The organism is Sphingomonas radicis, assembly GCF_051400635.1.
In the GTDB taxonomy this organism is placed as follows: Bacteria; Pseudomonadota; Alphaproteobacteria; order Sphingomonadales; family Sphingomonadaceae; genus Sphingomonas.
The window spans coordinates 159,015-182,940 of sequence record NZ_JBLFFG010000005.1; the positions used below are offsets into that span (position 1 = coordinate 159,015).

Here is a 23,926-nt window from a genome sequence, read left to right on the forward strand (position 1 = left end):
GCCTCCATGGCGCCTGCCCATGCCATGACCCAGCCGATGCCGGACCTGCCGCTCAGGCAGAACGGCGGGACCTTGAATTCCGGCCATGTGCAGGGCGTCGCCGTCGATGTGCAGGGCGGCTACATCTATTATTCCTTCACCAATCTGCTCGCGAAATATGATTTCAGCGGGAAGCTGATCGGGACGCTGATCGGCTGGACGGGGCACCTTGGCGACCTCGACTTCAACCCGGCGGACGGGAAGGTCTACGGCTCGCTCGAATACAAGAAGGACAAGGCGTTCTACATCGCGGTGATCGACGTGAGCCGGTTGGACCGCGTCGGCGTCGATGCGAGTAGGACGGAGATTTTCCGCACCGTCTATCTCCCCGAGGTCGTGAAGGACTATTCCGCCGACCTGAACCGCGACGGCAGCTTCGATGGCGACGACGGCAAGTTCCGCGGGGATGTCACGGCATCGCCCGATCACCGCTACGGCTGCTCGGGCATCGACGGCGTGTCCTTCGGCCCAGCATTCGGCCGCACCGACGGGCGGCGCTACCTGACTATCGCCTATGGCATCTACGGCAATGTCGCGCGCAGCGACAACGACCATCAGGTGCTGCTGCAATACGACATCACCGACTGGGGCCGCTACGCCCGCCCGCTCACCGAGGCCGCGCCGCATCGGCAGGGGCCCGCGGCGGTGCACGGCAAATATTTCGTCCGCACCGGCAACACGCGCTACGGCGTTCAGAACCTCTCCTATGACGAGACGCTCCAGCGCTGGTTCATGGGCGTCTACCAGGGCGAGAAACCGGCCTTTCCCAACTATCTTCTGTTCGCGGTCAATGCCCGCGAGCGGCCGGTGCTCGCCGATCTGGTCGGCGTGCCCGCGCCGGAAGGCAGCGGCTGGGAGCAGGGCCAGCTGCTCGCGCTCGCGCCGGACGGTCTGAACGACGCCGCCACGGGAATTCGCGGATGGAACCAGAAAGCCGATGTCGGCATCCAGTCCGTCGGCAAGGGCCTCTTTTACCTCGCAACGAACTCCGGCGGCAAAGGCGCCCAGACCGCGGACCTGACGCTCATGCGCTGGACCGGAGACGCGCAAGCGCCCTTCGTACCGGTCGGGGCGGATGAACCGCGCGGGGCAAAATGAGACCAGTCGCGCGTGCCCGCGGTGGGTTCGAAGAAGCCGGAGTGTCACAATTGAAGTCTAGGCGTCGGCTCGAATCGTAGCGGCGCAATCCTGGTCGGTCCCGGCCCGGTCCGCGCCGCGACAAGGGCATTGTCCGATCAGCGGATTGGGAATGAACGGTACCGACAGGGAAAGGGCGCGCTGGCTCCTGCGCAACGTTCTGCCGCACGAGCCTGCGCTCAGGGGCTGGCTGTCGCGTCGCGCCCTGCCCGGCCTCGATCCCGACGATATCATCCAGGAAGCCTATACCATCCTGGCCGAGCTCGAGACCGTCGACACCATCCATTACCCCCGCGCCTATCTGTTCCAGGTGGCACGATCGGTGATCACGCGCCACGTTCGCCGCACGCGCATCGTTCCGATCCACGCGGCCGAGGATTTCGACCGGTTCGACCAGCCGGACGACGCGCCCTCCCCCGAGCAGCACGCGATCGATCGCGACGAACTGCGCCAGCTCGCCCGCGCGATCGCGGCGATGCCGCAGAAGACGCGCGAGGCCTTCATCCTCCGGCGCGTCGAAGGCTTGCCACAGCGGGAGATCGCGGCGCAGATGCGGATATCTGAGAATACGGTCGAAACGCATATCTCGCGAGGCATTCGATTCTTGATTGATTGGTTTGGTCGTGGCGGAAAGGCATCCGCTCAAACCTCTAGGAGCATGGAATCGGAGATTGCCTGGGCAGATGGCCGAACGAGAAACCAGTCGAGACATTGATCGGGCGGCGTCCAGCTGGACGGCGCGGCTGGATCGTGGGCCGCTGACACCACAGGAAGAACAAGCCTTTGCGGCCTGGCTGAACGGCGACTCCCGCCGCAAGGGCGCGTTGCTGCGTGCGCAGGCATTGTCGATGATGAGCGAGTCCGCGCAGGCGCTCGGCCCCGGTTTCGATCCGGCTCCATTCGCGGAGCCCAGCCGATCCCTGCTGTCGGGAATGTCCCGCCGCCGCGCGCTGACCTGGACGGGCGGCGCGGCTGCCGCGGCTTCGCTGGTGGCGCTGGGAGTCAGCATCCCCGCGGCCGGCGCCGTCGTCAGCACGGCGCGCGGAGAGATCCGCCTGGTTCCGCTCAAGGACGGCTCGACCGTTCTCCTCAACACCCAGAGCAGCATCAGAATCGAATTCGACGAGCGCGAGCGCTTTGTGGCGCTGCTCAAGGGCGAGGCCTATTTCTCCGTCGCGCGTGACGAGGGGCGACCTTTCGTCGTGGAAGTGGACGGGCGCCGCCTGCGCACGGCACAGGCCGGCTTTCGAGTCCGCAAGCTCGACGCCAAGCCGACCGACGTGCTGGTGGACCGCGGCCAGGTGGGGCTCACCGCCCTCGATTCCATGGCTTCTGCAAATCCCGTGGTGCTCGGCGCCAACACGCAGATGATCCTGTCCGATCCGGCCGCGCTGCGATCGATCGTCGAACATCCGCAGCCGATCGGCGTGGAGGCAGTCGCTCGCGAGCTTGCCTGGCGCGAGGGGAAGCTCGCCTTCGAAGGGGAGACGCTGAAGCAGGCTGCGGAAGCTTTCGCGCGCTACAGCGACACCCAAATCCAGATCGGCGATCCGGAGCTCGCGCGCGAGCCTGTCACCGGCCTTTTCGCCGCGAACGATCCGGTCGGCTTCAGCCGCGCCATTGCCCATGTGTTCGACGCCCGGCTCGAACAGCAACCCGATCGCGTCATCCTGACGCGAAGTGCTGCGGCGCAGTAAAAATTTTCAGGACCGATAGCGGAACCGATCGGCCGACGGCTCTCAACCCCCGAACGTCCGCAACCAATGCGGCGAATTGGGGGTCAGCCGATGTATTCTCGATATTCCATCCTCACTTGTGGGGCTTCCGTCGTCGCGCTCGTAGTTGCAGCACCGGCGCATGCGCAGGAGCGCGTCTTCGATGTTGCGGCACAGCCGGCGGTTCGCGCCATTCCGGAGCTTGCACGCCAGGCCCAGGTGCAGATCGTGGCCCCTGCGCGCGATCTCGAGGGGATTTCGACGCCCGCGGTCAAAGGCCGGATGGACGTGCGCACTGCGCTTCGCCGGCTGATCGCCGGAACGCCGCTGCAGATCGACTCGGATGACGGCCAGGTCATTACGCTGCGGTCTTCGCGCCAGGGCGCATCGGGCGGCCGTCCCGCCGCCGCAGTCGGCACCGGCGGGGTGCGCGGACGCGTGCTCAACACCGCGACCGGCGAATATGTGCGCAACGCCGAGATCCGCGTCGAGGGTACGCCGATCGTCGCCTATTCCGAGGAAGGCGGCAGCTTCCGGCTGAGCGGCGTCCCGGCCGGCGAAACTACCCTGGTGGTCAACTACGCCGGCCTGCAGGAGACGCGGACCGTCGCCACGATCGTGCCGGGACAGGTGACCGCGCTGGACTTCGAGCTGAACGCGCTTTCCTATGCCGCTTCTGCCAGCGAGGAAGCCGAAGCAGTGACGATCACTGCCCGGCGTGACGGCCAGGCGGGCGCGATCATGGAGCGCCGCGCCGCGCTCAACGCCAAGAACGTCGTGGCTGCCGACAATTACGGCATCCAGACCATGGGGGACGTGGGCGAGTTCATGAAGAACATGCCCGGCCTCTCGCTCGACTATACCGAGGTGGACGCAACGGCGGTGCGCATCGGCGGTCTCGATCCCAAATACTCGACCTTCACGACCGACGGCGAGCGGATGGCGACGGCCACGTCGAACAACAACAACGGCCGCCAGAACTCGTTCGAGCAGATGTCGATCACCGGCATCGCCTCGATCGAGCTCAACAACACCCTCACTGCGAGGATGGATGCCGATTCCCCGGGCGGCAACATCAACCTGCGCAGCAAATATGCGTTCGAGCGCGACGGCCGCCAGCTCCGCTTCCAGCTCGGCGGCGTGGGGACTTCCGATTCCGGCCTCTCCTCGATCTATCTGCCCGACGACAAGAAGCACGCGCGCATCTATCCTTCCGCGCAGATCGGCTATGCCGACGTGTTCCTCGATGGCCGGCTCGGCATCTCGTTCGCTGCCAGCTACAATGCCAACTACGTCCAGCAGGACCGCGTCCAGGTCGACTGGTCCTATCTCCCGAACGGCAAGATCATTCCCTATCAGGTGATGTGGCGCCCGGGCCCGAAGCTCACCAGCCGGACCGCCGCCAATCTCGCGGCGGACTATAAGATCACCGATGACCTCACCTTCTCGCTGCGCAGCAGCTATTCCTACTACGATGTCGAATATTTCAACCAGTACACGTTTCTGATCTTCGGGACGGCCACCGCCTCGCGCGCGACGCCGGATTCCTCGCCCACGCACATCGTCGTAAACCCCAGCGGCACCAATACCCGCCTCCACACCCAATATTCGCACCGCTACGCCGGGACGCCCGCGACGCTGGTCGCGCCGAAGCTCGAATATAAGGGCGAGACCTGGGAGGCGGTGCTGCGCGGCAGCCATTCGACTTCCGAATTCAACTTCCGCGACAACAGCAAGGGCTTCCTCCAGCGCACCGACAGCTATCTGACCCGCATCGGCTTCACGCTCGACCGCGCGTCGGAGGATTCGACTGCCTGGTACCTCACCCAGACCGCGGGCCGGCCCTGGGGCGACCCGACCAGCTTCAATCGCGACGACGATATCGGCAACAACATCCGCACGTCCGAATCCGATGCGCGCAACCGGATGTACGGCGTCAACCTCGACCTCAAGAAGAAGCTGGATGTCGATGGCGCTCCGATCACGCTGATGGGCGGATTCGGCGCGCGTACCAACGACTGGAGAACGAACGAGGGCTCCTGGAACCAGTTCCAATATGTCGGCCCGACCGGCGACATCAACCAGACCTCGCCCCAGGCAGTGATCCCCTGGACGCAGAACTATCAGTTCCAGATGCTCGGATTCGACGCCGGCAACATGAACGCGCAGGGCTGGCGCGCGGACAGCAACTATGCCGTCTATGACATCTATCAGGAGCACCCCGAATATTTCGTCCCGGACGAGCTGGGCAACCTGAAGCGCGATCTCGACAACAACAAGCGCGTCAAGGAAGACATCTACGCCGCCTATCTGGAGTTCCAGACGCGCGTCGGCCGAGCCGCGTTCGACTTCGGCCTGCGTTACGAGAAGACCAAGACCGGGGCGCGGGTCGCCGATACCCGCCCGATCTCGGAGGTCGCGGCTGCGGGATTCCCGGTGAATGCTGCCGGCACCGCGGCCACCACGGTCGACGGCCTGCTCTACCAGTATAACGGCGGCACCTATTCGACGCGCCGCGGCGACTATGAGGACTGGTTCCTGAGCGGCGGCATCAAATACGACATCACCGACAAGCTGGTCGCGCAGTTCGCCTACAGCCAGTCGATCCTCCGCCCCGACTACGGCAATCTCGGCGGCGTCACTTCGGTGAACGACGAGACGCAGATCGTCACCGTGCCGAACCCGCAGCTCAAGCCCGAGCATTCGGTCAAATTCTTCGGACGGCTGGAATATTTCCTCGAACCTTCGGGTATTGTCGCGGTTTCCGCCTACAAGCTCGACATCAAGGACATGCAGGTCACCGGCATCACCGTGAACCCGGAGGATGTGGGCTACGATCCCGAGGAATATGCCGGCTACACCTTCCGCAGCGCGCAGAACGCGCCGGGGATCAGCACGAACAACGGCGTGATCCTGGAGTATGACCAGCAGCTCACTTTCCTGCCGGGCGCGCTGAAGGGGCTGGGCCTGCGCGGCTCGGTCACGTTCGTCGATCCGGACGGCGAACGACAGAACATGCCCAAGACCGCGGCCAACTGGGGCGTCCGCTACAGCCGCGGCGGCTTCGACTTGCAGCTCACCGGCAATTGGCAAGACAAGTACCGCACCAGCGCGCTGAGCAACACGCCGACCACCGCCAACAACGGCATCCTCTACCACGCCCCGCGCGAGCTGTGGAACCTCAGCGCCAGCTACAAGGTGTCGAAGAACTTCGAGCTGATGCTCGCCGGGCGCAACATCTTCAACGCGCCCGATGTCATCTATTCGAACGTGCCCAGCCGCCTGCAGCAATACAGCATCTACGGCTCGATGTGGAACGTCGGGGTCAAGGGCACCTTCTGATACCCCGCTTCATCTTCCGCGGCTGCACCGGTTCATCGGAGCAGCCGCGGGTCATCCATCACGTGGAGGAACCCGCATGGTCCTGAATATCGATCGTCGCAGCCTGATCGTCGGCGGCAGCCTCGGCCTCGGGGCGCTCGTCCTGCCGGCGGGCCGTGGCCTCGCGGCGCAGCTGCTGGGCGCCAGCGGGTTCACGCACAATGTGGCGAGCGGCGAGCCGGGCGCGGATTCCATGCTGCTCTGGACGCGCTACGTGCCGGCAGCGGGCGACGCCGTGATCCGGCTCGACGCCGAAGTCGCACTCGACCCGGATTTCACGAAGCAGGTCGCCGGCGGCACGGTACGCACCGGCGCCTATCGCGACTGGACCGCCAAGATCACGGTGGACGGGCTGAAGCCGGGAACCGTCTATTGGTATCGTTTCGTGGCTCCCGACGGCAGCAAATCGCCCGTGGGGCGCACGAAGACGCTGCCCGAAGGCAATGTTTCCCGCTTCAACCTGGGCGTCTTCTCCTGCTCGAACCTGCCCAACGGCTGGTTCAACGCCTATGGTCATGCGGCCGAGCGCGACGACCTCGACCTGTGGCTCCACGTCGGCGACTATATCTACGAGTATGGCAACGCCTCTTATAAGGGCAAGGCGCTCCCGGGGCGGGTCGTGGAGCCGGACCACGAGATGGTCGCGCTCGCCGACTATCGGCTGCGCCTCGCCTGCTATCGCGCTGATCCTGATCTCCAGCGGCTGCACCAGATGGCGCCTATGGTCGCGCTCTGGGACGATCATGAGTCGACCAACGACAGTTGGGAGGGCGGCGCGCAGAACCATCAGGCCGACAAGGAAGGCGACTGGAACGCACGCCGCGCGGCCGCGATACAGGCCTATCGCGAATGGATGCCGATCTCCGACGAGCCGTGGAAAGCCTATCCGATCGGGACGCTCGCCACGCTCTACCGCACCGAATCGCGCCTGCTCGGCCGCACCCAGCCGGCGGACATCGGCGCCGCATTCCGGACGGAGGATCCCGACGCTGCGCTCAAGGTGTTCCGCGACGGCGCGTGGCAGGACCCCTCGGCAACCATGCTCGGCTCGACGCAGGAAAGCTGGCTCGCGCATGCGCTGAAGGCCAATGCACGCTCCACCGCCTGGCAGCTGGTCGGCATGGGGACGATCATCGGGCGGACGCTGATGCCCGCGGATGCGCTGTCCTGGCTCCGGCCCGACACCAACGACCGCACCGCCAGCCGCTTCAAGAACGACATCCGCGCCGCCAGACAGGGATTGCCGATGTGGATGGATCGCTGGGACGGTTATCCGGCGGCGCGTGCGCGGCTGCTGAAGGCGGCGCAGCACGCGGACGCCGATCTCGTCATGATCGCAGGCGACAGCCACAATGCCTGGGCCTATTCGCTCGCCCAGGACGGCAAGCCTGCCGGCGTCGAGTTCGCGGGCCATGCGGTCACCTCCGGCGGCATGGAGGGTGGCTTTGCAGCTGATCCCAGAATCGTCGCGAAGGGGTTCATCGCCACCAACCCCGAGCTGAAATGGGCGGACACGAGCCAGCGCGGCTACATGATGATCGGGATCACGCCCGATCGAGTCACCGGCGAGTGGCTGTTCATGCAGACGATCCAGTCCCGCACCACCACCCTCGCCGGCACCCACCGGATGCACGTCGAGCGCGGACGGAGGGCATTCGCGGGGTAGGTCAACGCCCCCTCCCCTGGGCCGGTCATGCCCGCGGCGCATGGCTGATGCTGACTGCGCATTGGACCGCCGCTGCGGCGTGCGTCACAAATCGCAAAGCAGCCCCGCCGGTGTCGGCGAGGACCAACCTTGCGGAAAGTGCCCGTGACGCAAGACGTAGACATCGTTGTTATCGGCGGAGGAATCGCCGGTCTGTCGTGCGCGGCCCGCCTCGCCAGCCAAGCTTCCGTCGTCGTCCTGGAGCGCGAAGACGCCGTCGGCTATCATTCCTCGGGGCGCAGCGCGACTTGGCTGCATCTGGGCATCGGCACGGATCAGGTGCGCGCGCTCACCATGGCCAGCCGTCCCTTTTTCTGCGAGCCGCCCGCGAGCCCCGAGCTTCCCCCGCTGTCGGTGGCCCACCCCGCCTTGTTCATCGCGAAGACCGCCGATCTGGAGCAGCTCGCCACGCTCGAACGCTCGATGCGAAGCGTTTCGAACGAGGTTTCGCATGTGGAGGCTGCCGATCTCGCCGATCGGGTGCCCGTGCTCCGGGTCGGCGAGGAGCATTTCGTGCAGGGCGTCTGCGATGACGGAGCTCGCCGTATCGACTCGCATGCGCTGCTCCAGTCGCACTTCCGCACAATTGCCTCGCATGGCGGGAGGGTCGTCACGGGCGCCGAAACCCTCTCGATCCGCCGGTCGGGCGAGCGCTGGATCGTCGATACCGCTTCGACGAGTTGGTCCGCAAAGACGCTCGTCAACGCCGCGGGCGCATGGGCAGACAGTGTCGCATCGTCGGCGGGCGTACGACCGCTCGGGCTGCAGGCGCTGCGCCGGACGATCATCGGATTCGACGCCCCGAAAGGCGAGAAGGTCGATTCATGGCCGTTCACCAAAACGGTGATCGACGACGGTTTCTACATGCTGCCGGATGCCGGCAGGCTGCTCGCGTCGCCGATGGACGTGACTCCGTCCGATCCGACCGATGCACAGGCCGAAGAGTTCGACGTGGCGCTCGCCGCTTGGCGCGTGGAAGAGGCGACTACGCTGGAGATCCGGCGCATCGCCTCGCGCTGGGCCGGCCTGAGGTCCTTCTTCGCCGATGGAAGTCCCGCAGTGGGATATGATGCCGCGGCGGAGGGCTTTTTCTGGCTGGCAGGTCAAGGCGGCGCTGGTCTGCAGACTTCGCCTGCGCTCTCCGCCGCCGCCGCAGCGCTGATCCTCGGAGGAGAATGGCCCGAAAGCCTCGAGGAAATGGGAGTCGATGCGGCCGCGCTTTCACCTGCGCGGTTTTGACGCGGGCAATGAGGGGGGATCGATGAGACGGACCAAGGCGATCGCGGCAATTGCGTTCATGGCGCTGGCATCGGCCGCGCCCCCGCAAATGCGCCTGCGGGAAGCCGGCGTCGTCATAGGCGTCCTTCCTCCTGGGCCGCTCAATGCGATCACCGACGTTGCCGACGTGCGGGTCGGTCATGTGACGATCGAGGAAGGCAAGGACGTGCACACCGGCGTCACCGCGATCCTCCCGCACGGAGGCAATATCTTCCGATCCAGGGTCCCTGCCGGCTTCGTGGCGTTCAACGCCTTCGGCAAATTCGCCGGATCGACCCAGGTTGCCGAGCTCGGAGAGTTGGAAACGCCCATCCTTCTCACGAACACGCTCAACGTTCCCGAGGCTGCGGCGGCCTCGGTAGAATGGACGCTCTCTCAGCCCGGAAACGAGGCGGTGCGCTCGGTCAATGCGGTGGTGGGAGAGACCAACGATGGATTGCTCAACGATATCCGCCGGCGGCGAGTCACGATCGCCGATGCACGCCGCGCGATCGAAAGCGCGAAAACCGGCGCGGTTCAGGAAGGATCGGTGGGCGCGGGCACCGGCACGGTGAGCTTCGGCTTCAAGGGCGGCATCGGCACGGCATCGCGCAAGCTGCCGGCATCGCTGGGAGGATGGACGCTGGGCGTGCTGGTCCAGACCAATTATGGCGGAGTTCTGAGCATCGCCGGCGTGCCCGTGGGCGTCAAGCTCGGCCGCTACGAGTTCAAGGGCGCAATCGATAGCGGGACCGCCGACGGCTCGGTCGTGGTGGTGATCGCGACCGATGCGCCGGTTTCGGACCGCAACCTGCGCCGCATCGCGGAGCGCGCCTTCGTGGGCATCGGCAGGACCGGATCGTCCTTCTCGAACGGATCGGGCGATTATGCGATTGCCTTTTCGACGAGTCCGGCAGTGCGCCGCCAGGAAGGAAGCACGGCCGCCGCGCAGATCGCGGACCTGCGCAACGAGGCGCTTTCACCCCTTTTCCAGGCGGTCGCGGAGGCAACGGAAGAGGCTGTGATCAACTCGCTCTTTGCCGGCAAGACCGTGGAAGGCCACCGCGGCACGGCAGAGCGCCTGCCGGTGGAGAACATATTGCCCTGGCTGACCGCCGGCTCCAGGTGATCGAACCGCGCGAGCCGGCAGCGCGCGATGAACGTACTCGCTTAAAACGCCCAACCGTGAAGCCGAACGCGTTCCCCATGCGTTTCTCGCGTGAGGAGAGTGCCATGACTGTGGCAGCGAGCCTCCGCAGAGTGATGGTAGACACGCAACTCGTGTCCCGCGGCGTGCGGGATACGCATGTGCTGAGCGCGATGCGTGCGGTTCCGCGCGAGCAATTCGTCCCCGAGCCGATGCGCGAATTCGCCTATGAAGATACGCCGCTGCCCATCGAGGCCGGTCAGACGATCTCCCAGCCCTATATCGTCGCCCACATGATCGAGAAGGCCGAAGTCAGGCCCGGCGAGCGGGTGCTCGAGATCGGCGCCGGCTCCGGCTATGCCGCCGCAGTGCTGGGCCGCATCGCCGGCCAGGTCTATGCGATCGAGCGCCATGAGCAACTCGCACGGCTTGCGCGCGAGCGGATGGCGGCGCTGGGCTACGACAATGTCGAGATCCGCGCCGGCGACGGCACGCAGGGCTGGCCCGAAGCTGCACCGTTCGACGCGATCCTGATCGCCGCCGGCGGCCCCTCGGTTCCGAAGCCGCTTTGCCGCCAGCTCGCAGTGGGCGGGCGGCTGGTGATGCCCGTCGGCGATCCCGATCAGCAGCGGCTGCTGCGCATCGTGCGCGAGAGCGAGGACCGGTTCGATGAGCAGGATCTGGGCGCGGTCCGCTTCGTGCCGCTGATCGGCGCGCACGGCTGGGCCCAGGACGCGGCGAGCGATGCGCTGGCCCAGCCGCGGCCGCTGGCAGCGCTGATCCGCGACGCTGCCGAGCCGCTGCCCGACATCGACGATCCGGCGTTCGGCCGCATGTTCGACCGTTTCGCCGATGCGCGCGTAGTGCTGCTCGGCGAAGCAAGCCACGGCACGTCCGAATTCTATCGCGCCCGGGCCGCGATCACGCGCAGGCTGATCGAGGAGCACGGCTTCTCCATCGTCGCCGTCGAGGCAGATTGGCCGGATGCCGCGGCGATCGACCGCCACGTCCGCCTGAAGCCGCCGCGTGCCGATGCCGAAGCTGCCTTCCAGCGCTTCCCGACCTGGATGTGGCGCAACACTGACGTGGGCGCGTTCGTCGCCTGGCTGCGGCAGCACAACGCCGATCGCGCGCCGGAGCGCCGCGCGGGCTTCTATGGCCTCGATCTCTACAATCTGAACGATTCGATCCGCGCCGTGATCGACTATCTCGACCGCGTCGATCCGCAAGCCGCCGCAGTGGCGCGCGAGCGCTACGGCTGCCTCACCCCGTGGCGCAGCGATCCGGCGCGTTACGGCCGTATGGCGCTGAACGAAGGCTTTGCGCGGTGCGAGGCCGGGGTGGTCGCGATGCTGCGCGATCTCTTCGCCAAACGGCTCGACTATGCCGCAGCCGATGGCGAGGAATTCCTGGACGCAGCCCAGAACGCACGGCTGATCGCGAGCGCGGAAAGCTATTATCGGGTGATGTATTACGGCGCTGCCGAGAGCTGGAACCTGCGCGACACGCATATGTTCGACACGCTCGAACTGCTGCTCTCGGCCAAGGGTAACGACGCCAAGGCGATCGTCTGGGCGCATAATTCGCATATCGGCGACGCACGCTTCACCGAAATGGGCCAGGCGCGCGGCGAACTCAACATCGGCCAGCTCTGCCGCGAGCAATATGGCAGCGAGGCACGGCTGATCGGCTTCGGCACGCACAGCGGAACCGTGGCCGCGGCAACCGACTGGGACGCACCGATGGAGGTCAAGCGCGTCAATCCCTCACGCCCCGACAGCTACGAACGCCAATGCCATGACAGCGGGATCGAGCGTTTCCTGCTCGACCTGCGCGAAGGCGAGAACGCGGAATTGCGCCCCCGGCTCGACGAAGCACGGCTCGAGCGCTTCATCGGCGTGATCTACCGGCCCGACAGCGAGCGCTGGAGCCACTATTCGGCAGCGATCCTGCCGCGGCAGTTCGATGCCTGGGTGTGGTTCGATGAGACCCGCGCGGTGGAGCCGCTCCCGGCCGCGACCCGCGAAGGCGCGGAGGAGACCTATCCCTTCGGCCTATAGAACAGGAGCAACGACGATGGACCAGATGACGACTGGAGCAACGCTCGAGACATCCGACAATCCGCTCATTCTCTCGAGCCGCGTGATCAAGACCCCGGTGTTCAACCGCGAAGGCACGCGGCTCGGCCATGTCGATGATCTCTCGATCGAGAAGACCAGCGGCCGCACGATATACGCGATCATGTCGTTCGGCGGCTTCCTGGGCATTGGCGAGAAATTCAATCCAGTGCCCTGGTCGCTGCTCGACTATGACATCGAGCGCGGAGGCTTCGTCGTCCCGCTCGACGAGGCCGAGCTGCGCGACGCGCCGAACTATGATGCCGAGGAGCTGCGCAAGCTGGGCGGCGAGGACTATCGCCAATACCGCGATACGATCTTCGGCTATTACGGACCTTATGGCGCCATGCCGTATTGGTGAGAGTCAGGCCAGACGCGTGCTGAGCAGGAAGCGCGCGCGGCTCTCGGCGGATCTGCGGCGGAGCTCCTGGAGCTCCAGCTCCTCCGTCGCGACCAGCATCGATTCCAGCAATCGGTTGAAATGGCGGCGCATCGCCAGACGGGCGCCGTTGGAATCGTGACTGCGCAGCGCGTCGAGTATTTCCCGGTGCTCGGCGTCGCGCGCCGCGCCGTCCTGGCGGCAGACAGCGGCGTGGCTGGCGCGCACCGCTGGCAGCTCGGTCCGCAGCCGCCAGAGCGATTGGATCATATAGATGATCGCCTGATTGCCGGAGGCGCTCGCGATGGTCATGTGGAACTCGCGGTCCGCCTTGTTGATCTGCTCCTCGTCGGCCTGGTCGCTTCCCATCACCGCGAGAAGCTCTTCCAGCTTCGCAAGCTCGGTGTCGGTGATCGTCGTCGCTGCCAGCGCGGCGGCCTCGCCCTCGAACAGCGAGCGCGCCTCCGTGAGCTCAAGCGCGCTGACCTTCGGAAGATCGCCGCCGACTCCGTCAGGGCCGCCGAGCACATAGACGCCCGCTCCGGTCTTGATCTTGATCCAGCCCGCCGCCTGCAGGGCGATCTCGGCCTCGCGGATCGTCACCCGGCTCACGCCGAAACGTTCGGAAAGCTCGCGCTCGCCGGGCAGGCGCGATCCGGGTGGGAAAGCGCCCTCGCGGATCAAGGCGACGATGCGATCGGCGATTTCCTGGAACAGTCGACGATCGGCCATTGAGCGGTGCTTTCTCCTCTGCAAGTTCCAGTTGTCATACCGCTTGGCCGTGGGAGTGCAAGCCAGTGGGCTGGGCCGCTCGGCGAGCCGCCCAGCCCGGGCATCACAGCCGGACGCGGAGGCCCAGGAAATAGCGCGCACCGTAGAAGTGATACTGACGCGTGCTTCCCTGTACCGGCATGTAGGTGACCTTCGGCTCGTCGAAGATGTTGATCGCCTCGAAGCGCAGCGACGCATTCTCCATCAGGTTCAGCGTCGCGCGGAAATCGACCGTGTCGTTGTCCTCGACGTAGCGCAGCTGCGTGTTGCCGCCGACGAAGTCCTGATAATAGTTCGAGCGATAATTGTAGATGCCCTGGAGCGAGAGCGGCCCCACTTCATAATAGGCCTGGGCCGAGAGCACGTGCTTCGAATAGCCGTTGATGTTCGCGGGCGGAAGGATGCCGGGCGTGACTGCGCCGGAGACCGGATCGAGCACGTCGCCCAGCCGGATGTCGTGAGTCTCGAAATCCGAGTCCGCATAATTGTAGCTGACCTTGAAGCCCAGCCCGTCGAGCGGCTTCGGCAGCCAGCTCAGGCGGTGCGCGGCTGTGACCTCGATGCCCCAGATCCGGCTCTTGTCGCTGCTGTTCTGCGTCTGCGTGACGGGGATCGTGACATCGGAACCCCCGATCGTGAACTGCTCGTCGATCACCACCGGGATGAAACCGCCGGTGAACTGCTTGTAGTAGAGCGTGGTCGAAAGCAGCGAATCGCGGTTTGGATACCATTCGAGCGCCACGTCACCGTTCCATGACATCAGCGGCTCGAGCCGGGGGCTGCCATTGGCGGTAATGTTCGAGATCGCGTCCTCGATCGACGTGAAGGACGTGCCGCTTTCGAGCACGATCGAGCGCCCCGAACCGAGGCTGCTGGGCGCAGGCCGCGACATCGCGCGATAAGCCGCGGCGCGAAGGATCAGATCGTCGCGCAAGTCGAAGATCGCGTTGATGCTCGGCAGGAAGCGCGTCGTATCCGTCCGCGTCGTCACCGAAGCAAAATCACCGCTCTCGACCAGACGAATACTGCCGTCGGGATTGGTGATCACGTCGAGGTCGCTGCGCAGCCCGACGGAGGTGACCTCGGTCTTCACGACGCGCACGCCGAAATTGCCGCGCACCGGCAGGCTGCCCAGATCGCCGCGATACTCGCCCATCACATAGCCGGCATAGGTACGCTCGGTGATGTCGCGATTGGCGACCGAGCGGACGTCGTCATTGCGGCCCGGATCGACGCTGCCGACATAATTCTCGAACAGGCAATCCGGATCGAACGTCGCCCAGCGCGTGATCGTGTTCCCGTCCGCCGCTTCGAGGAAATTGGTCTGCGGGAAGGCAGTGCGGCAGAGCTGGTTGATCCGAAGGTCCTCGGTCCTCGCCGGATTGAGGTTGAACTCCTTGCGGTCGTCATAGTCGTTGAAGACCAGCTCGGAGATACGGCCCCCTGCCGAGATGGCGCTCAGGAAGCCGTCGAACTCATATTTGGCGTCGAGCCGCCCGGCGACGATCCGGTTGTAGCGTCGGCTCTCATCGCGGCGCATGCGCGCATCGTCCCAGAACAGCGCGTGATTGGTCACGTCGAACCGAGGGTCGATCGTGACCGTCGGCGCGAAATTCCCCGGCAGCCGCTCATAGACGTAGGGGATGCGCATGTTGTTGAAGGGGGTGCGCGTGCCGAAAGCGTCCATCGGATCGGTGCGTAGCCGCGCATTGCGCTCGATCTCAGTGCGGATCGTGCGCGAATAGGAGGCGTCGGCCTTGATCGAGAGCCGGTCGGTGGCGTCCCACTCGATCGAAAGCCCGCCGCCCAGATATTCCTCGTCGCGCGAAAGCTCGGCTGCCGTGGATTCGATCGAGCTGATGCCGTTCAGCCGCGTGACGACATGATCCGGACCGAACTCGACGTTGGTGAGCCCGTAACGCATCTCGGACAGGTTCAGGTCACGGCGGTTTTCGACGAAGACGCGATCCGAATATTGCAGGTCGAGGTTGATATCGAGCGTCTCGCTCGGCTGCCATTGCAGCGCGCCGAAGAAGGCGTCGCGCTTGTCCTCCTCGCTGATCTGGCGCCAGGCGATCGAATTGGGAGCGAGATAGAAGGGGGTGCCCGCCGCGCCCTGCTCGCGCGTCACCTCGGTGCAGTTGCCGTTGGCGACGACGATGTTCGCGTTGCAGGCCGTCCAGGTCGAGCTGCCGGCCACTGTCTCCTCGGGATTGCTGCCCTGGTTGCGCTGGACGCCGAGCGAGATGCCGAAGCGGCCGAGCGAGCCCAGATCGAACTGGTCGACATAGCTGGCAGTGCCTCGCCATCCCATGCCGCCGCTGCCGGCCACGCGATCGCCATAGGGGCTGAAGCTGCCCTTGACCTCCAGCTGGATGCGGCGGCCCTTGATATCCAGCGGTCGCAGCGTGCCGAGTTCGATCGTGCCGGCGACGCCGCCTTCGACCAGATCCGCCTGCTGCGTCTTGTAGATCTTGATCTCGTTGATCAGCTCGGACGGGAACTGGTTGAAGTTCACCGAGCGATCGCCGCTGCCGTTGGTGGCTTCGCGGCCGTTGAACGTGGCGTTGCTGAGGAACGGGCCGAGGCCGCGCAGCGCGATCTCGGAAGCGTCGCCCTTCTCGCGATGCGTGGTTGCGCCGGTGATCGTCTGGATCGCCTGGCCGATAGATAGCGCCGGCAGATCGCCGATGTCGTCGGAGGAGAGCGCGTCGACGATCGCGGTCTCGGTGCGCTTGGTCGCGATCGAAGTCTGGATGGTCTCGCGGAAACCGGAAACGACGATCTCCTCGTCGCTCGCTTCGGCCGCGGGCGTTTCGGTTGTCGCGGGCGCATTCGTGTCCTGCGCGAACGCGGGTGCGGCGATGCCGAGCGCGACCAGCCCGGCTCCGGCAAGGAACGCGGAACGCATGCCCCGCATGGATGAAGTCTGCGCAACGCGCATGAATGCTCTCCTCTCCTGGATTCTTTTTCTATCGCTCACGCTGGTATGGTTAGGCCAATCTGTCAAGGCGATTGGTATGCACTTATGACAGTCCAATCTTTATGGCACCAATTGGCTTCGCAGCTCGGGCACCGCTGCGGCAAGATCGCGAGTCACGAACCGGGCGAACAGTTCGGCGCCGACCGCGCCGACATGGGTGTAATCGAACTTGCGCGTGACGGTGCCGCGCGGCCCGTTCTGATCGGCGGCCGGCGCGGGTTGCGGTTCGGGCGCGGGTTTGGCAGGGAGCGTGGTTCCCGCCTCCGCTGCACGAAGTTCTTCCGGCGTCGGAGGCACCTGAGCGAGCTGAGTCGCGGTCGCCGCTCCCATCTTCGCGACGGCGGCGGCGCTGCGCGCGTTGAGGTCGACGAGCGGCACCTTCATCTCGGCCGCGACCTTGCGGACCTCGTCTGCCCAGGGCGCCAGGCTATTGTCGAGCTTGCCCGCCTCGAACGCGCGCCGCGTAAGCGGAGTCACCAGCACCGGCACTGCACCCGCGGCGCGCACCTCCTCGACATAGCGACGCAGGTTCGCAGGAAATTCGCGCGTGCGATCGGTCCAGCGTTCGGGCTTCCCCGACTGATCGTTGTGCCCGAACTGGATCAGTACGTAGCGGCCGCGATACCCAGGCACCTTCGCCTCCGCGAGCGCGATGTCCCACGAGCCCTCCGCACGATAGCTGCGCGTGCTGCGCCCGCCGCGGCCCAGGTTCAGGCATGCCACCGACGATTTCACATGGTTGGCGCAGAAGGCCGAGGCCCAGCCGCTGTGCGGCGCCATGGTCGAATCGCCGACGAGCACGATCTTGTACGGCTCGATCGGTGGCGCATCGGTGCGCTCGCGCTGCTGCGCCGCGGCGGGAAGCGCGATCGCCAGCACCCCCGCGATCCCGCCGAGCCTCACGATCGCGCCGATGCTCACGAGAACGCCAGCCCGCCGTTCACGTCCATGTTCACGCCGGTGAGGAAACGGGCCTCATCCGATGCGAGGAAGGCGATGCAGTCGGCGACTTCGTCGGGATGCCCCTCGCGGCGGAGCGGCGTGTTGTTGGCGGTCGCGGCGCGGCCCTCGGGCTTGGAGAAGGTGTCGTGGAAGCTGGTGCCGATCAGCCCGGGGCACACTGCGTTGACGCGAATGTCCTGCGGGCCGAGCTCCTTGGCCCAGGCACGGGTGAGCGTCATCAGCGCGCCCTTTGCGGTGGCATATACCGACGCGCCCGGACCACCGCCGTCGCGCCCGGCGAGCGAGGACACGTTGACGATCGCCGATCCCGCGCCGAGCCGGGGCAGCGCCGCCTTGGTCACGAGGAACGCCGATTTGAGGTTGAGGTCCATCACCGTGTCGAAGAAGCCCTCGTCCATCTCGGCGAGGGTCTTGCGGGCGACCATGCCTCCGGCGAGGTTCACCAGAATGTCGATGCGCTCGCCTGCGGCCTCGATCAGCGCGGCGACTTCGTCGGCATTGGTGACGTCGGCGCGATGGAGCCGGGCTTCGCCGCCCGCGGCGACGATCTCGTCCACGGTCGCGCGTGCCGAAGCCTCGTCGCTGCGATAGTTGACGATCACCCAGGCGCCGCCGGCCGCCAGCCGCTTCGAGACCGAGCGGCCGATGTCGCGGCCGCCGCCGGTGACCAGCGCGACCTTGCCTGCAAACTTCATCTACTACTCCTGTCTTTGTTGAACGGGCGCGGTGCGGCCGCCGAGCAGCCAGACCGCGAGCACTGCGACGGGCACGAGCCCCGCCGCGATGGCGAAGATCGGCGCGAAGCTGACCTTGGTGAGAGCGGGAACCAGCCAGGTGGTGAGCAGCGTGCCGGCGACGGCGGCGGTGCCGCTGATCCCGGCCAGCGAGCCCACGGTCCCGCCGCCGTAATAGTCCGACGGCAGCGTCTGGATGTTGTTGATGGCAACCTGGAAGCCGAACAGGATCACCGCGATCAGCAGCACGGCGTAGAGCGGATCGGCCGCGCCCATCGTCAGCAGCAGCGGCGGCAGCATGATCGCGCCGCCCAGCGTGATCGCGACACGCCGGGCACTGAGCGCGCTCCAGCCGCGCGCGATCAGCGCACCCGAGAACCAGCCGCCGCCCAGGCTGCCCAACATCGCGCCGACGAACGGCACCCAGGCGAAATAGCCGATCTGCTTGACGTCGAAGCCGAAGGTCTCGGCAAGGTAGATCGGCAGCCAGGAGACGAACAACCACCACACCGGATCGAGGAAGAAACGGCTGACGATCACCGCCCAGCTTTGCTTGTGCCGCAGCATCTGCGCGAAGCCGGGGGTATAGCCGGTGACCGCGGGCGTCGCGGCGATATCGTCGGCGCCGCTGCCGCTCAGGATATGCGCCCGCTCCCGCTCGCTGAGCCAGGGGTGCGTATCCGGATCCGCGCGGTACAGCCACAACCAGGGCAGCAGCCAGAGCAGCCCGAACAGTGCGATGATCACGAAGGTGCCCTGCCAGCCGAAGCCGGCGAAGAGCAGCGCGACGAACGGCGCAGAGACAATGCCGCCAAGCGAGGCGCCTGCGTTGAAGATGCCCTGGGCGAAGGCCCGCTCGCGCGCCGGGAACCAGAGCGCGTTGGCCTTGGCCGCGCCGGGCCAGTTGCCCGCCTCGCCGATGCCGAGCGTCACCCGCAGGATCGCGAAGATGCCCAGCGTGCGCGCGACCGAGTGCAGCCCGATCGACAGTGACCAGATGACGATCGCGATCGCGAACCCCATGCGGGTCCCGACCACGTCGAAGATCCGCCCGAACAGCGCCTGGCCGAAGGCATAGGCAAGCATGAACACGGTGACGAGCAGCGCATAGTCCGCCTTGTCGGCGCCGATATCCTGCGAGACCGCGGGCCACATCACGGCGAGCGCGTTGCGATCGATGTAATTGATCACGGTTGCAAGCGCGATAAGCGTGATGACCGCCCAGCGGAGGTTAGCCTTCATTTTTTCTCGTCCTGTCCGCCGAACCGGCCGACGGGGCCGGTCCAGCGCTGCACCTTGCCGTCGATCGTTACGCTGTGGGCGGTGCCCGCGGCGGGATCGTCGGCAATGGCGATATGGATGGTGCGGCCGCCCGCGAGGGCGACCGTCACCAGCTCGGCCCCGTCGGTGCGACGGTGGCCGAGCTTTGCGACCCGGGAGGTGCCTCCCGCGGTGGTTTCGGCGGACGGGTCGTACGCGCCGTGCGGCTCGAGCAGGCTCACGAACACTGCGTCCTTCTTGGCGTCGACCCGCTGGATCAGCATCGGCTCGCGGCGCAGGTTGAAGCGCGGATCGTTGGCGCCACTCTCGGCCAGGATCAGCTGCGCGCCTTCCGGCGGCAGCATCCGATAGCTGTAGAAGCGATTGCCGGTCATCCAGGTGAGACGGGCGTCGTCCGCGCCGAGCCCCCCCACCGCATCGACCCAGATGTGCTGATAGCCGAAATCCTTGCCCAGCACCGGCCGCGCGGCGGGGTTCGAGCGGAGCGGAAATCCCGCGTCGATGATATGACCATTGAAGTGCAGCGGCAGATCATAGCGGTGCGACGCGCCTGCCCGCACGCGCAGCAGGTCGAGCACCAGCGGCGAGGACGATCCTTCGAGTTCGATGGTCACCAGCGCACGGCGAAATGCGACGTCGGGATAGGCGCCCTTCACCTCGCCGATCGACCACCGGGTGGCGCCTTCGCCGTGGAAGGCCAGCTGCACGGGAGCGATCTTCTCCCCAGCCTTCTCCTTCGCCTGAAAATGACTGGCTTCGTCGACGACGAGCGTGTTGTGCGCGATCGTCTGCTGCGCCCAGCTGTCGTTTTCCTTGAGGTAGCGGCCGCCGTCCTTCGCCTCGATGTTGAGGAATCGCGCCGATCCATAGTCGGTCACGACGGCGTTGCCGTTGTCGTAGAGCAGCCAGTTGAGCTTGTCGAAATGACCGTGACCCATGCCCTGGGCAGTGTTCTTGGCCACGAGCACCTGGGCGCCCGTCTCCGGGCCGGAGCGCAGCACCGCCAGCGCGCCCTGATCCCCTTGCGGACCGTCGCGGAACAGCGCGGACGCGAAAGCGAACGGCCGCGCCTTGCCCGCGGCAAGATCGCGCGCGACGAGCAGCCCGCCGGGGCTCAGCACGGTGCGCCCCTGCCATTCGGCGATCGAGAGAAGGCCTGGATCGCGCGTCTGAGCATAGGCGATGGCGACGCCCTGATAGAGCTCCTCGGTTCGAAGGCTCTTGTCCGGCAAGGCATCGTTGATCGGAAAGAAATAGCCCTGATAGGTGAGCTGGATCGCGGCGCGGACCGCCTTCAGCACCACAGCGTCACGATACTCGAAGATCCTGCGCTCCGGATCGTTCGCCTGGATCGCGGCTGCGAACAGCACGAAGGGCTGGAGCGCGTAGCGCTGATAATAGGGGCCCTCGGCATAATAGCCGTCGGGCGAGAAGAGCAGGTCGAGCTGGCGCAGGAATCCCGCCTTGCCGCTTTTGTCGAGCCCGAGGAGTGCCTTTTCCACCATGTCGCGATCGCCGAGCACATAGCCGGTCATGCCTACTGCGGCATTGGCCCAGGTGGCGTGATTGTGGATGCGGTTGAAAACCTCTGGCGAGCCTTCGGAAAGGAAGCGCGCCATCGGCCGGAGCGCACCCTCCTCGATGCGCTGGCGATCGGCGGCGCTGAACGCCGCGCGCGCCGCGTCATAGCCCTGGATGGCATGGACCAGGAACACGCTGTCGTTGAGGCTCTGCCAGAACAGCCGACCGGCAGTCTGGTTGGCCTTGGCCGGGTGTGGACCGAGCGTTGGATAGAGCTTCGCATATTCGAGCAGAAGCGCCCGAACATGCTCGGCGTAGCGCTTGTCGTCCGTCAGCCGGTAGAGCAAGCCCGCGCCATAGATGGTGCGATAGTTGTGTTTGTGCTGCTCATGGGTGAAGCCGCCGCCGGGATCCTTGGGCATGGGCACCCTGATCCCCGCGCGGATCGCACTGTCGATGTCCTCGCGCATTCGCTGCAGCTCCGCGGCGAAGAGCGGATAGCGGCCCCCTTCGCGGGCAAGCGTGTCGAACTGCTCCGACTTGACCAGCGTGGGGGCGCCGCCTTGTGCAAGCGCGGGTGTCGCCAGTGCCAACGCGGCGATGAAGACGAGCCCGCGCATCACGAGCCGACCCGGTTGCCGGCGACCACCGCGCGCTGCGGCCCCCGGTAACTGAGCTCGCGGATCACCGGTGCGGGTGTCGCAGCGAAAGCATTGCCGGTGATCACCGTCGACGGCGTACCGACGCTGTGCGTCACTTCGATCGGCGCGCTGGCGGCGAAGTTGTTGTCCTTGATCGTCGTCCACTGGGCGCCCGAGATGCGGACCGAAGCGCCTTGCCGCTTGCCGCTTCCGGCAACGTTCGACTTCTCCAGCGTGAAATAGGGGCCGAACGTGCTCTCGTCGGTGCCGCGGCGGAGCAGGTCTGCGACCAAGCCGACGCCAGCGAAATCGCTCTCCGCGATCACGAGATTCTCGACTGGATACCAGCCCTTGCTACCCTGTTCGGCTGCCGCGGCGACCACCGCACCGGAGACCCCGGCGAAGCTGCTCCGCCGGATTTCGATGCGATCGGCGAAGGTACCCGGCGCGGTGGCGATCACTTCGAGCCCCGTGCGGGCATGCGTGCCGTCGACTGCCATGTCGGTCAGCAGCAGCGAGTAGTTGCCCAGTGCCGCCGGATCGATCCGCACCACCGCACCCGCACCGGCGGATCGGGCCTCCACCGCCAGTCCCTCCAGCGTGATGCCGGACCCGCCGGTTATGCTGAACAGGGCGGGTCCGGTGAAGACGATCCGCGTCCTGTCCTTGCCCGCGCCGCGGATGACGAGTCGGTGGCCGACTGCGATCTCGCCCGGGGCATCGTACCGCACCCCGTCCAGCGCGATCGTGTCGCCCTCGCCAGAGCCCGCGATGGCGTCGGCGAGGCTCCGGCCGGGCGCAACGGCGATGGTTCGCGGCCTGTGCGCCGCCGCGACCGGCCGATACCAGGCGACGCCGACCTCGCCCCGCGTGACCGGCGCCAGATCGCGCGGCGCTCCGGCCGCCGAGCCCTCGGGGTAGAGCAGTCCATTGGACGCCCTGGCGAGTTTCGCGGCCATAACGTTGCCCGTTAGTGCTATACCCGAGGCGTCGCCGACTGCTGTGATGGGGTTTTTGCCCTTCGCGCCGAGCACGAGATTGTCCGCGAACCGGCTCGCGACGGGCGACGCGCTCCGCTCGGCATCGGCGCCTGCCGCGAACGTCACGCGCGCGACATTCACGAAGCTGTTCCGCTCGATCACGGCGTTGGCGACCTGATGATAGCGGTTGATCACCGAATTCGGGACGCCATTCATCACTGCCAGCGCACTCTTCAGGTCCTTGCCGGCGAGGTCCTGGAAATAGTTGAACCGCACCACCTGATCGCGATTGATCACGCGGACGCCGCCAGTGTCGGGCTTGTTGCCGCCCAGGAAGACGTTTCGTTCAACCAGATTGCCATTGCCGTGCCGGAGCACGAAGGCTCCCTGCGACTGGAGCACCAAATTCTCCCGCAGGATGTTGCCGCCCGATTTGACCGAGACGATCTCGACCTCGCCGTCGCAGCGATCGAAGATGTTACGCTCGACGATGCTCCTGGAATCGGAAAGCGATTCGTCGCTGGTGCCGATCCGGATCGTTTCGCCGCCGTTCGAGCCCAGCGGAGGCCGCGGTCCGAAGTAATTGTGGTCGATCCGGGCGCGGTTTTCCTCCGGATGGCCCTTGTCGCGGATCACTGCCAGCGTCACGCCCGCGTTCGCCTTGCCCTCGAGATGCGCGTGGTCGATGCGGTTGTCCTGCCCATAGATGGCGATCCAGATGTCATCGGCGCGGCGATCGGGCTTGTTGAATCGGTCGATCACGATTTCGGTCACACGCGAATGGTGCGCGTAGGTCTTCGAATCCTTGCGAAAGGCGATGACGTGGTCCGTGGGCGACCAGCCATTACGGAAAACCAGTCCCGAGACCTCCAGATATTCACCGCCGATCCGAAGGTTGGACTGGCCGGTGAGGATCACTTGGCCCTTGGTCTGCGCAGTAAGCCGGATCGGCTTGTCCGCGGCTCCCTTGCCGGTGAAAAGGATCTGAAAGTCACGCCATTCGCCATTGCCCAGCACGATCGTGTCGCCGGCCTGCGCCCGGTCCGCCGCGGCAGCATATTCGCTCGGCGTGCGGACCAGGAATTCGGCGGCATGTGCCGGAAGAGCAAGCGAGAACAGCACAGCCCCAAACGCCAATCGCAGCATCGCCAATTCCCCACCGCCGGATTCGCCCG

At 66.0% G+C, this 23,926-nt stretch carries 16 protein-coding genes; 9 read left to right on the forward strand and 7 right to left on the reverse strand.

The window, feature by feature from the left end; all coding sequences use genetic code 11:
- Window positions 1–24 precede the first annotated feature (24 nt).
- The 9 genes from ACMGDH_RS16335 to ACMGDH_RS16375 all read left to right on the forward strand — a co-directional run bounded on the left by ACMGDH_RS16335 (window position 25) and on the right by ACMGDH_RS16375 (window position 12,859).
- Window positions 25–1,137, forward strand: a complete 1,113-nt coding sequence (locus ACMGDH_RS16335; protein WP_436829039.1) for a hypothetical protein — start codon at window positions 25–27, stop codon at window positions 1,135–1,137.
- Window positions 1,138–1,288: 151 nt separating this feature from the next.
- Window positions 1,289–1,891: an RNA polymerase sigma factor gene (locus tag ACMGDH_RS16340; RefSeq protein WP_436829040.1), complete on the forward strand. Its 603-nt coding sequence runs from the start codon at window positions 1,289–1,291 to the stop codon at window positions 1,889–1,891.
- Entirely contained in the window at window positions 1,860–2,873 is a 1,014-nt protein-coding gene (locus tag ACMGDH_RS16345) for a FecR family protein (protein ID WP_436829041.1), read from the forward strand. The genes ACMGDH_RS16340 and ACMGDH_RS16345 overlap by 32 nt, the downstream gene beginning before the upstream one ends.
- Before the next feature lie 90 nt (window positions 2,874–2,963).
- Entirely contained in the window at window positions 2,964–6,233 is a 3,270-nt protein-coding gene (locus ACMGDH_RS16350; RefSeq protein WP_436829042.1) for a TonB-dependent receptor domain-containing protein, read from the forward strand.
- A 76-nt stretch (window positions 6,234–6,309) separates the two neighbouring features.
- The gene (locus tag ACMGDH_RS16355) at window positions 6,310–7,938 is read left to right on the forward strand and encodes an alkaline phosphatase D family protein (RefSeq protein ID WP_436829043.1); all 1,629 of its coding nucleotides are present in this window, start codon (window positions 6,310–6,312) and stop codon (window positions 7,936–7,938) included.
- A gap of 144 nt (window positions 7,939–8,082) precedes the next feature.
- The gene (locus ACMGDH_RS16360) at window positions 8,083–9,216 is read left to right on the forward strand and encodes an NAD(P)/FAD-dependent oxidoreductase (RefSeq protein ID WP_436829044.1); all 1,134 of its coding nucleotides are present in this window, start codon (window positions 8,083–8,085) and stop codon (window positions 9,214–9,216) included.
- 22 nt (window positions 9,217–9,238) lie between these two features.
- On the forward strand, window positions 9,239–10,363 hold the full coding sequence (locus ACMGDH_RS16365) for a DmpA family aminopeptidase (protein ID WP_436829045.1): 1,125 nt from the start codon (window positions 9,239–9,241) through the stop codon (window positions 10,361–10,363).
- Between the two features lie 104 nt (window positions 10,364–10,467).
- On the forward strand, window positions 10,468–12,441 hold the full coding sequence (locus ACMGDH_RS16370) for a protein-L-isoaspartate(D-aspartate) O-methyltransferase (RefSeq protein WP_436829046.1): 1,974 nt from the start codon (window positions 10,468–10,470) through the stop codon (window positions 12,439–12,441).
- 16 nt (window positions 12,442–12,457) lie between these two features.
- The gene (locus ACMGDH_RS16375) at window positions 12,458–12,859 is read left to right on the forward strand and encodes a PRC-barrel domain-containing protein (protein WP_436829047.1); all 402 of its coding nucleotides are present in this window, start codon (window positions 12,458–12,460) and stop codon (window positions 12,857–12,859) included.
- Between the two features lie 3 nt (window positions 12,860–12,862).
- Here ACMGDH_RS16375 and ACMGDH_RS16380 read toward each other — a convergent pair whose 3' ends face one another.
- The 7 genes from ACMGDH_RS16380 to ACMGDH_RS16410 all read right to left on the reverse strand — a co-directional run bounded on the left by ACMGDH_RS16380 (window position 12,863) and on the right by ACMGDH_RS16410 (window position 23,897).
- Entirely contained in the window at window positions 12,863–13,609 is a 747-nt protein-coding gene (locus ACMGDH_RS16380; protein WP_436829048.1) for a FadR/GntR family transcriptional regulator, read from the reverse strand.
- A 103-nt stretch (window positions 13,610–13,712) separates the two neighbouring features.
- Entirely contained in the window at window positions 13,713–16,559 is a 2,847-nt protein-coding gene (locus tag ACMGDH_RS16385; protein ID WP_436829049.1) for a TonB-dependent receptor, read from the reverse strand.
- Window positions 16,560–16,691: 132 nt separating this feature from the next.
- Complete coding sequence (locus ACMGDH_RS16390) at window positions 16,692–17,552, reverse strand: rhamnogalacturonan acetylesterase (protein WP_436829050.1); 861 nt, start codon at window positions 17,550–17,552, stop codon at window positions 16,692–16,694.
- On the reverse strand, window positions 17,549–18,289 hold the full coding sequence (locus tag ACMGDH_RS16395) for an SDR family NAD(P)-dependent oxidoreductase (protein ID WP_436829051.1): 741 nt from the start codon (window positions 18,287–18,289) through the stop codon (window positions 17,549–17,551). The genes ACMGDH_RS16390 and ACMGDH_RS16395 overlap by 4 nt, the downstream gene beginning before the upstream one ends.
- Window positions 18,290–18,292: 3 nt before the next feature.
- Window positions 18,293–19,570 carry an MFS transporter gene (locus tag ACMGDH_RS16400; RefSeq protein WP_436829052.1) on the reverse strand — a complete coding sequence of 426 codons (1,278 nt, stop codon included), beginning with the start codon at window positions 19,568–19,570 and terminating at the stop codon, window positions 18,293–18,295.
- Window positions 19,567–21,750 (reverse strand): alginate lyase family protein, encoded by a 2,184-nt coding sequence (locus ACMGDH_RS16405; RefSeq protein WP_436829053.1) that lies wholly within the window; start codon window positions 21,748–21,750, stop codon window positions 19,567–19,569. Before ACMGDH_RS16405 ends, ACMGDH_RS16400 begins: the two co-directional genes overlap by 4 nt.
- Window positions 21,750–23,897 carry a polysaccharide lyase 6 family protein gene (locus tag ACMGDH_RS16410; RefSeq protein ID WP_436829054.1) on the reverse strand — a complete coding sequence of 716 codons (2,148 nt, stop codon included), beginning with the start codon at window positions 23,895–23,897 and terminating at the stop codon, window positions 21,750–21,752. The genes ACMGDH_RS16405 and ACMGDH_RS16410 overlap by 1 nt, the downstream gene beginning before the upstream one ends.
- Between the last annotated feature and the right edge of the window lie 29 nt (window positions 23,898–23,926).

Bases quoted from the DNA above. Each gene is read 5' to 3' on its own strand.
- ACMGDH_RS16395 (WP_436829051.1), bottom strand. From the start codon at position 18,289: ATGAAGTTTGCAGGCAAGGTCGCGCTGGTCACCGGCGGCGGCCGCGAC.
- ACMGDH_RS16370 (WP_436829046.1), top strand. From the start codon at position 10,468: ATGACTGTGGCAGCGAGCCTCCGCAGAGTGATGGTAGACACGCAACTC.
- ACMGDH_RS16400 (WP_436829052.1), bottom strand. From the start codon at position 19,570: ATGAAGGCTAACCTCCGCTGGGCGGTCATCACGCTTATCGCGCTTGCA.
- ACMGDH_RS16340 (WP_436829040.1), top strand. From the start codon at position 1,289: ATGAACGGTACCGACAGGGAAAGGGCGCGCTGGCTCCTGCGCAACGTT.
- ACMGDH_RS16365 (WP_436829045.1), top strand. From the start codon at position 9,239: ATGAGACGGACCAAGGCGATCGCGGCAATTGCGTTCATGGCGCTGGCA.
- ACMGDH_RS16335 (WP_436829039.1), top strand. From the start codon at position 25: ATGACCCAGCCGATGCCGGACCTGCCGCTCAGGCAGAACGGCGGGACC.
- ACMGDH_RS16380 (WP_436829048.1), bottom strand. From the start codon at position 13,609: ATGGCCGATCGTCGACTGTTCCAGGAAATCGCCGATCGCATCGTCGCC.
- ACMGDH_RS16345 (WP_436829041.1), top strand. From the start codon at position 1,860: ATGGCCGAACGAGAAACCAGTCGAGACATTGATCGGGCGGCGTCCAGC.
- ACMGDH_RS16350 (WP_436829042.1), top strand. From the start codon at position 2,964: ATGTATTCTCGATATTCCATCCTCACTTGTGGGGCTTCCGTCGTCGCG.
- ACMGDH_RS16410 (WP_436829054.1), bottom strand. From the start codon at position 23,897: ATGCTGCGATTGGCGTTTGGGGCTGTGCTGTTCTCGCTTGCTCTTCCG.
- ACMGDH_RS16385 (WP_436829049.1), bottom strand. From the start codon at position 16,559: ATGCGTTCCGCGTTCCTTGCCGGAGCCGGGCTGGTCGCGCTCGGCATC.
- ACMGDH_RS16375 (WP_436829047.1), top strand. From the start codon at position 12,458: ATGGACCAGATGACGACTGGAGCAACGCTCGAGACATCCGACAATCCG.
- ACMGDH_RS16405 (WP_436829053.1), bottom strand. From the start codon at position 21,750: ATGCGCGGGCTCGTCTTCATCGCCGCGTTGGCACTGGCGACACCCGCG.
- ACMGDH_RS16355 (WP_436829043.1), top strand. From the start codon at position 6,310: ATGGTCCTGAATATCGATCGTCGCAGCCTGATCGTCGGCGGCAGCCTC.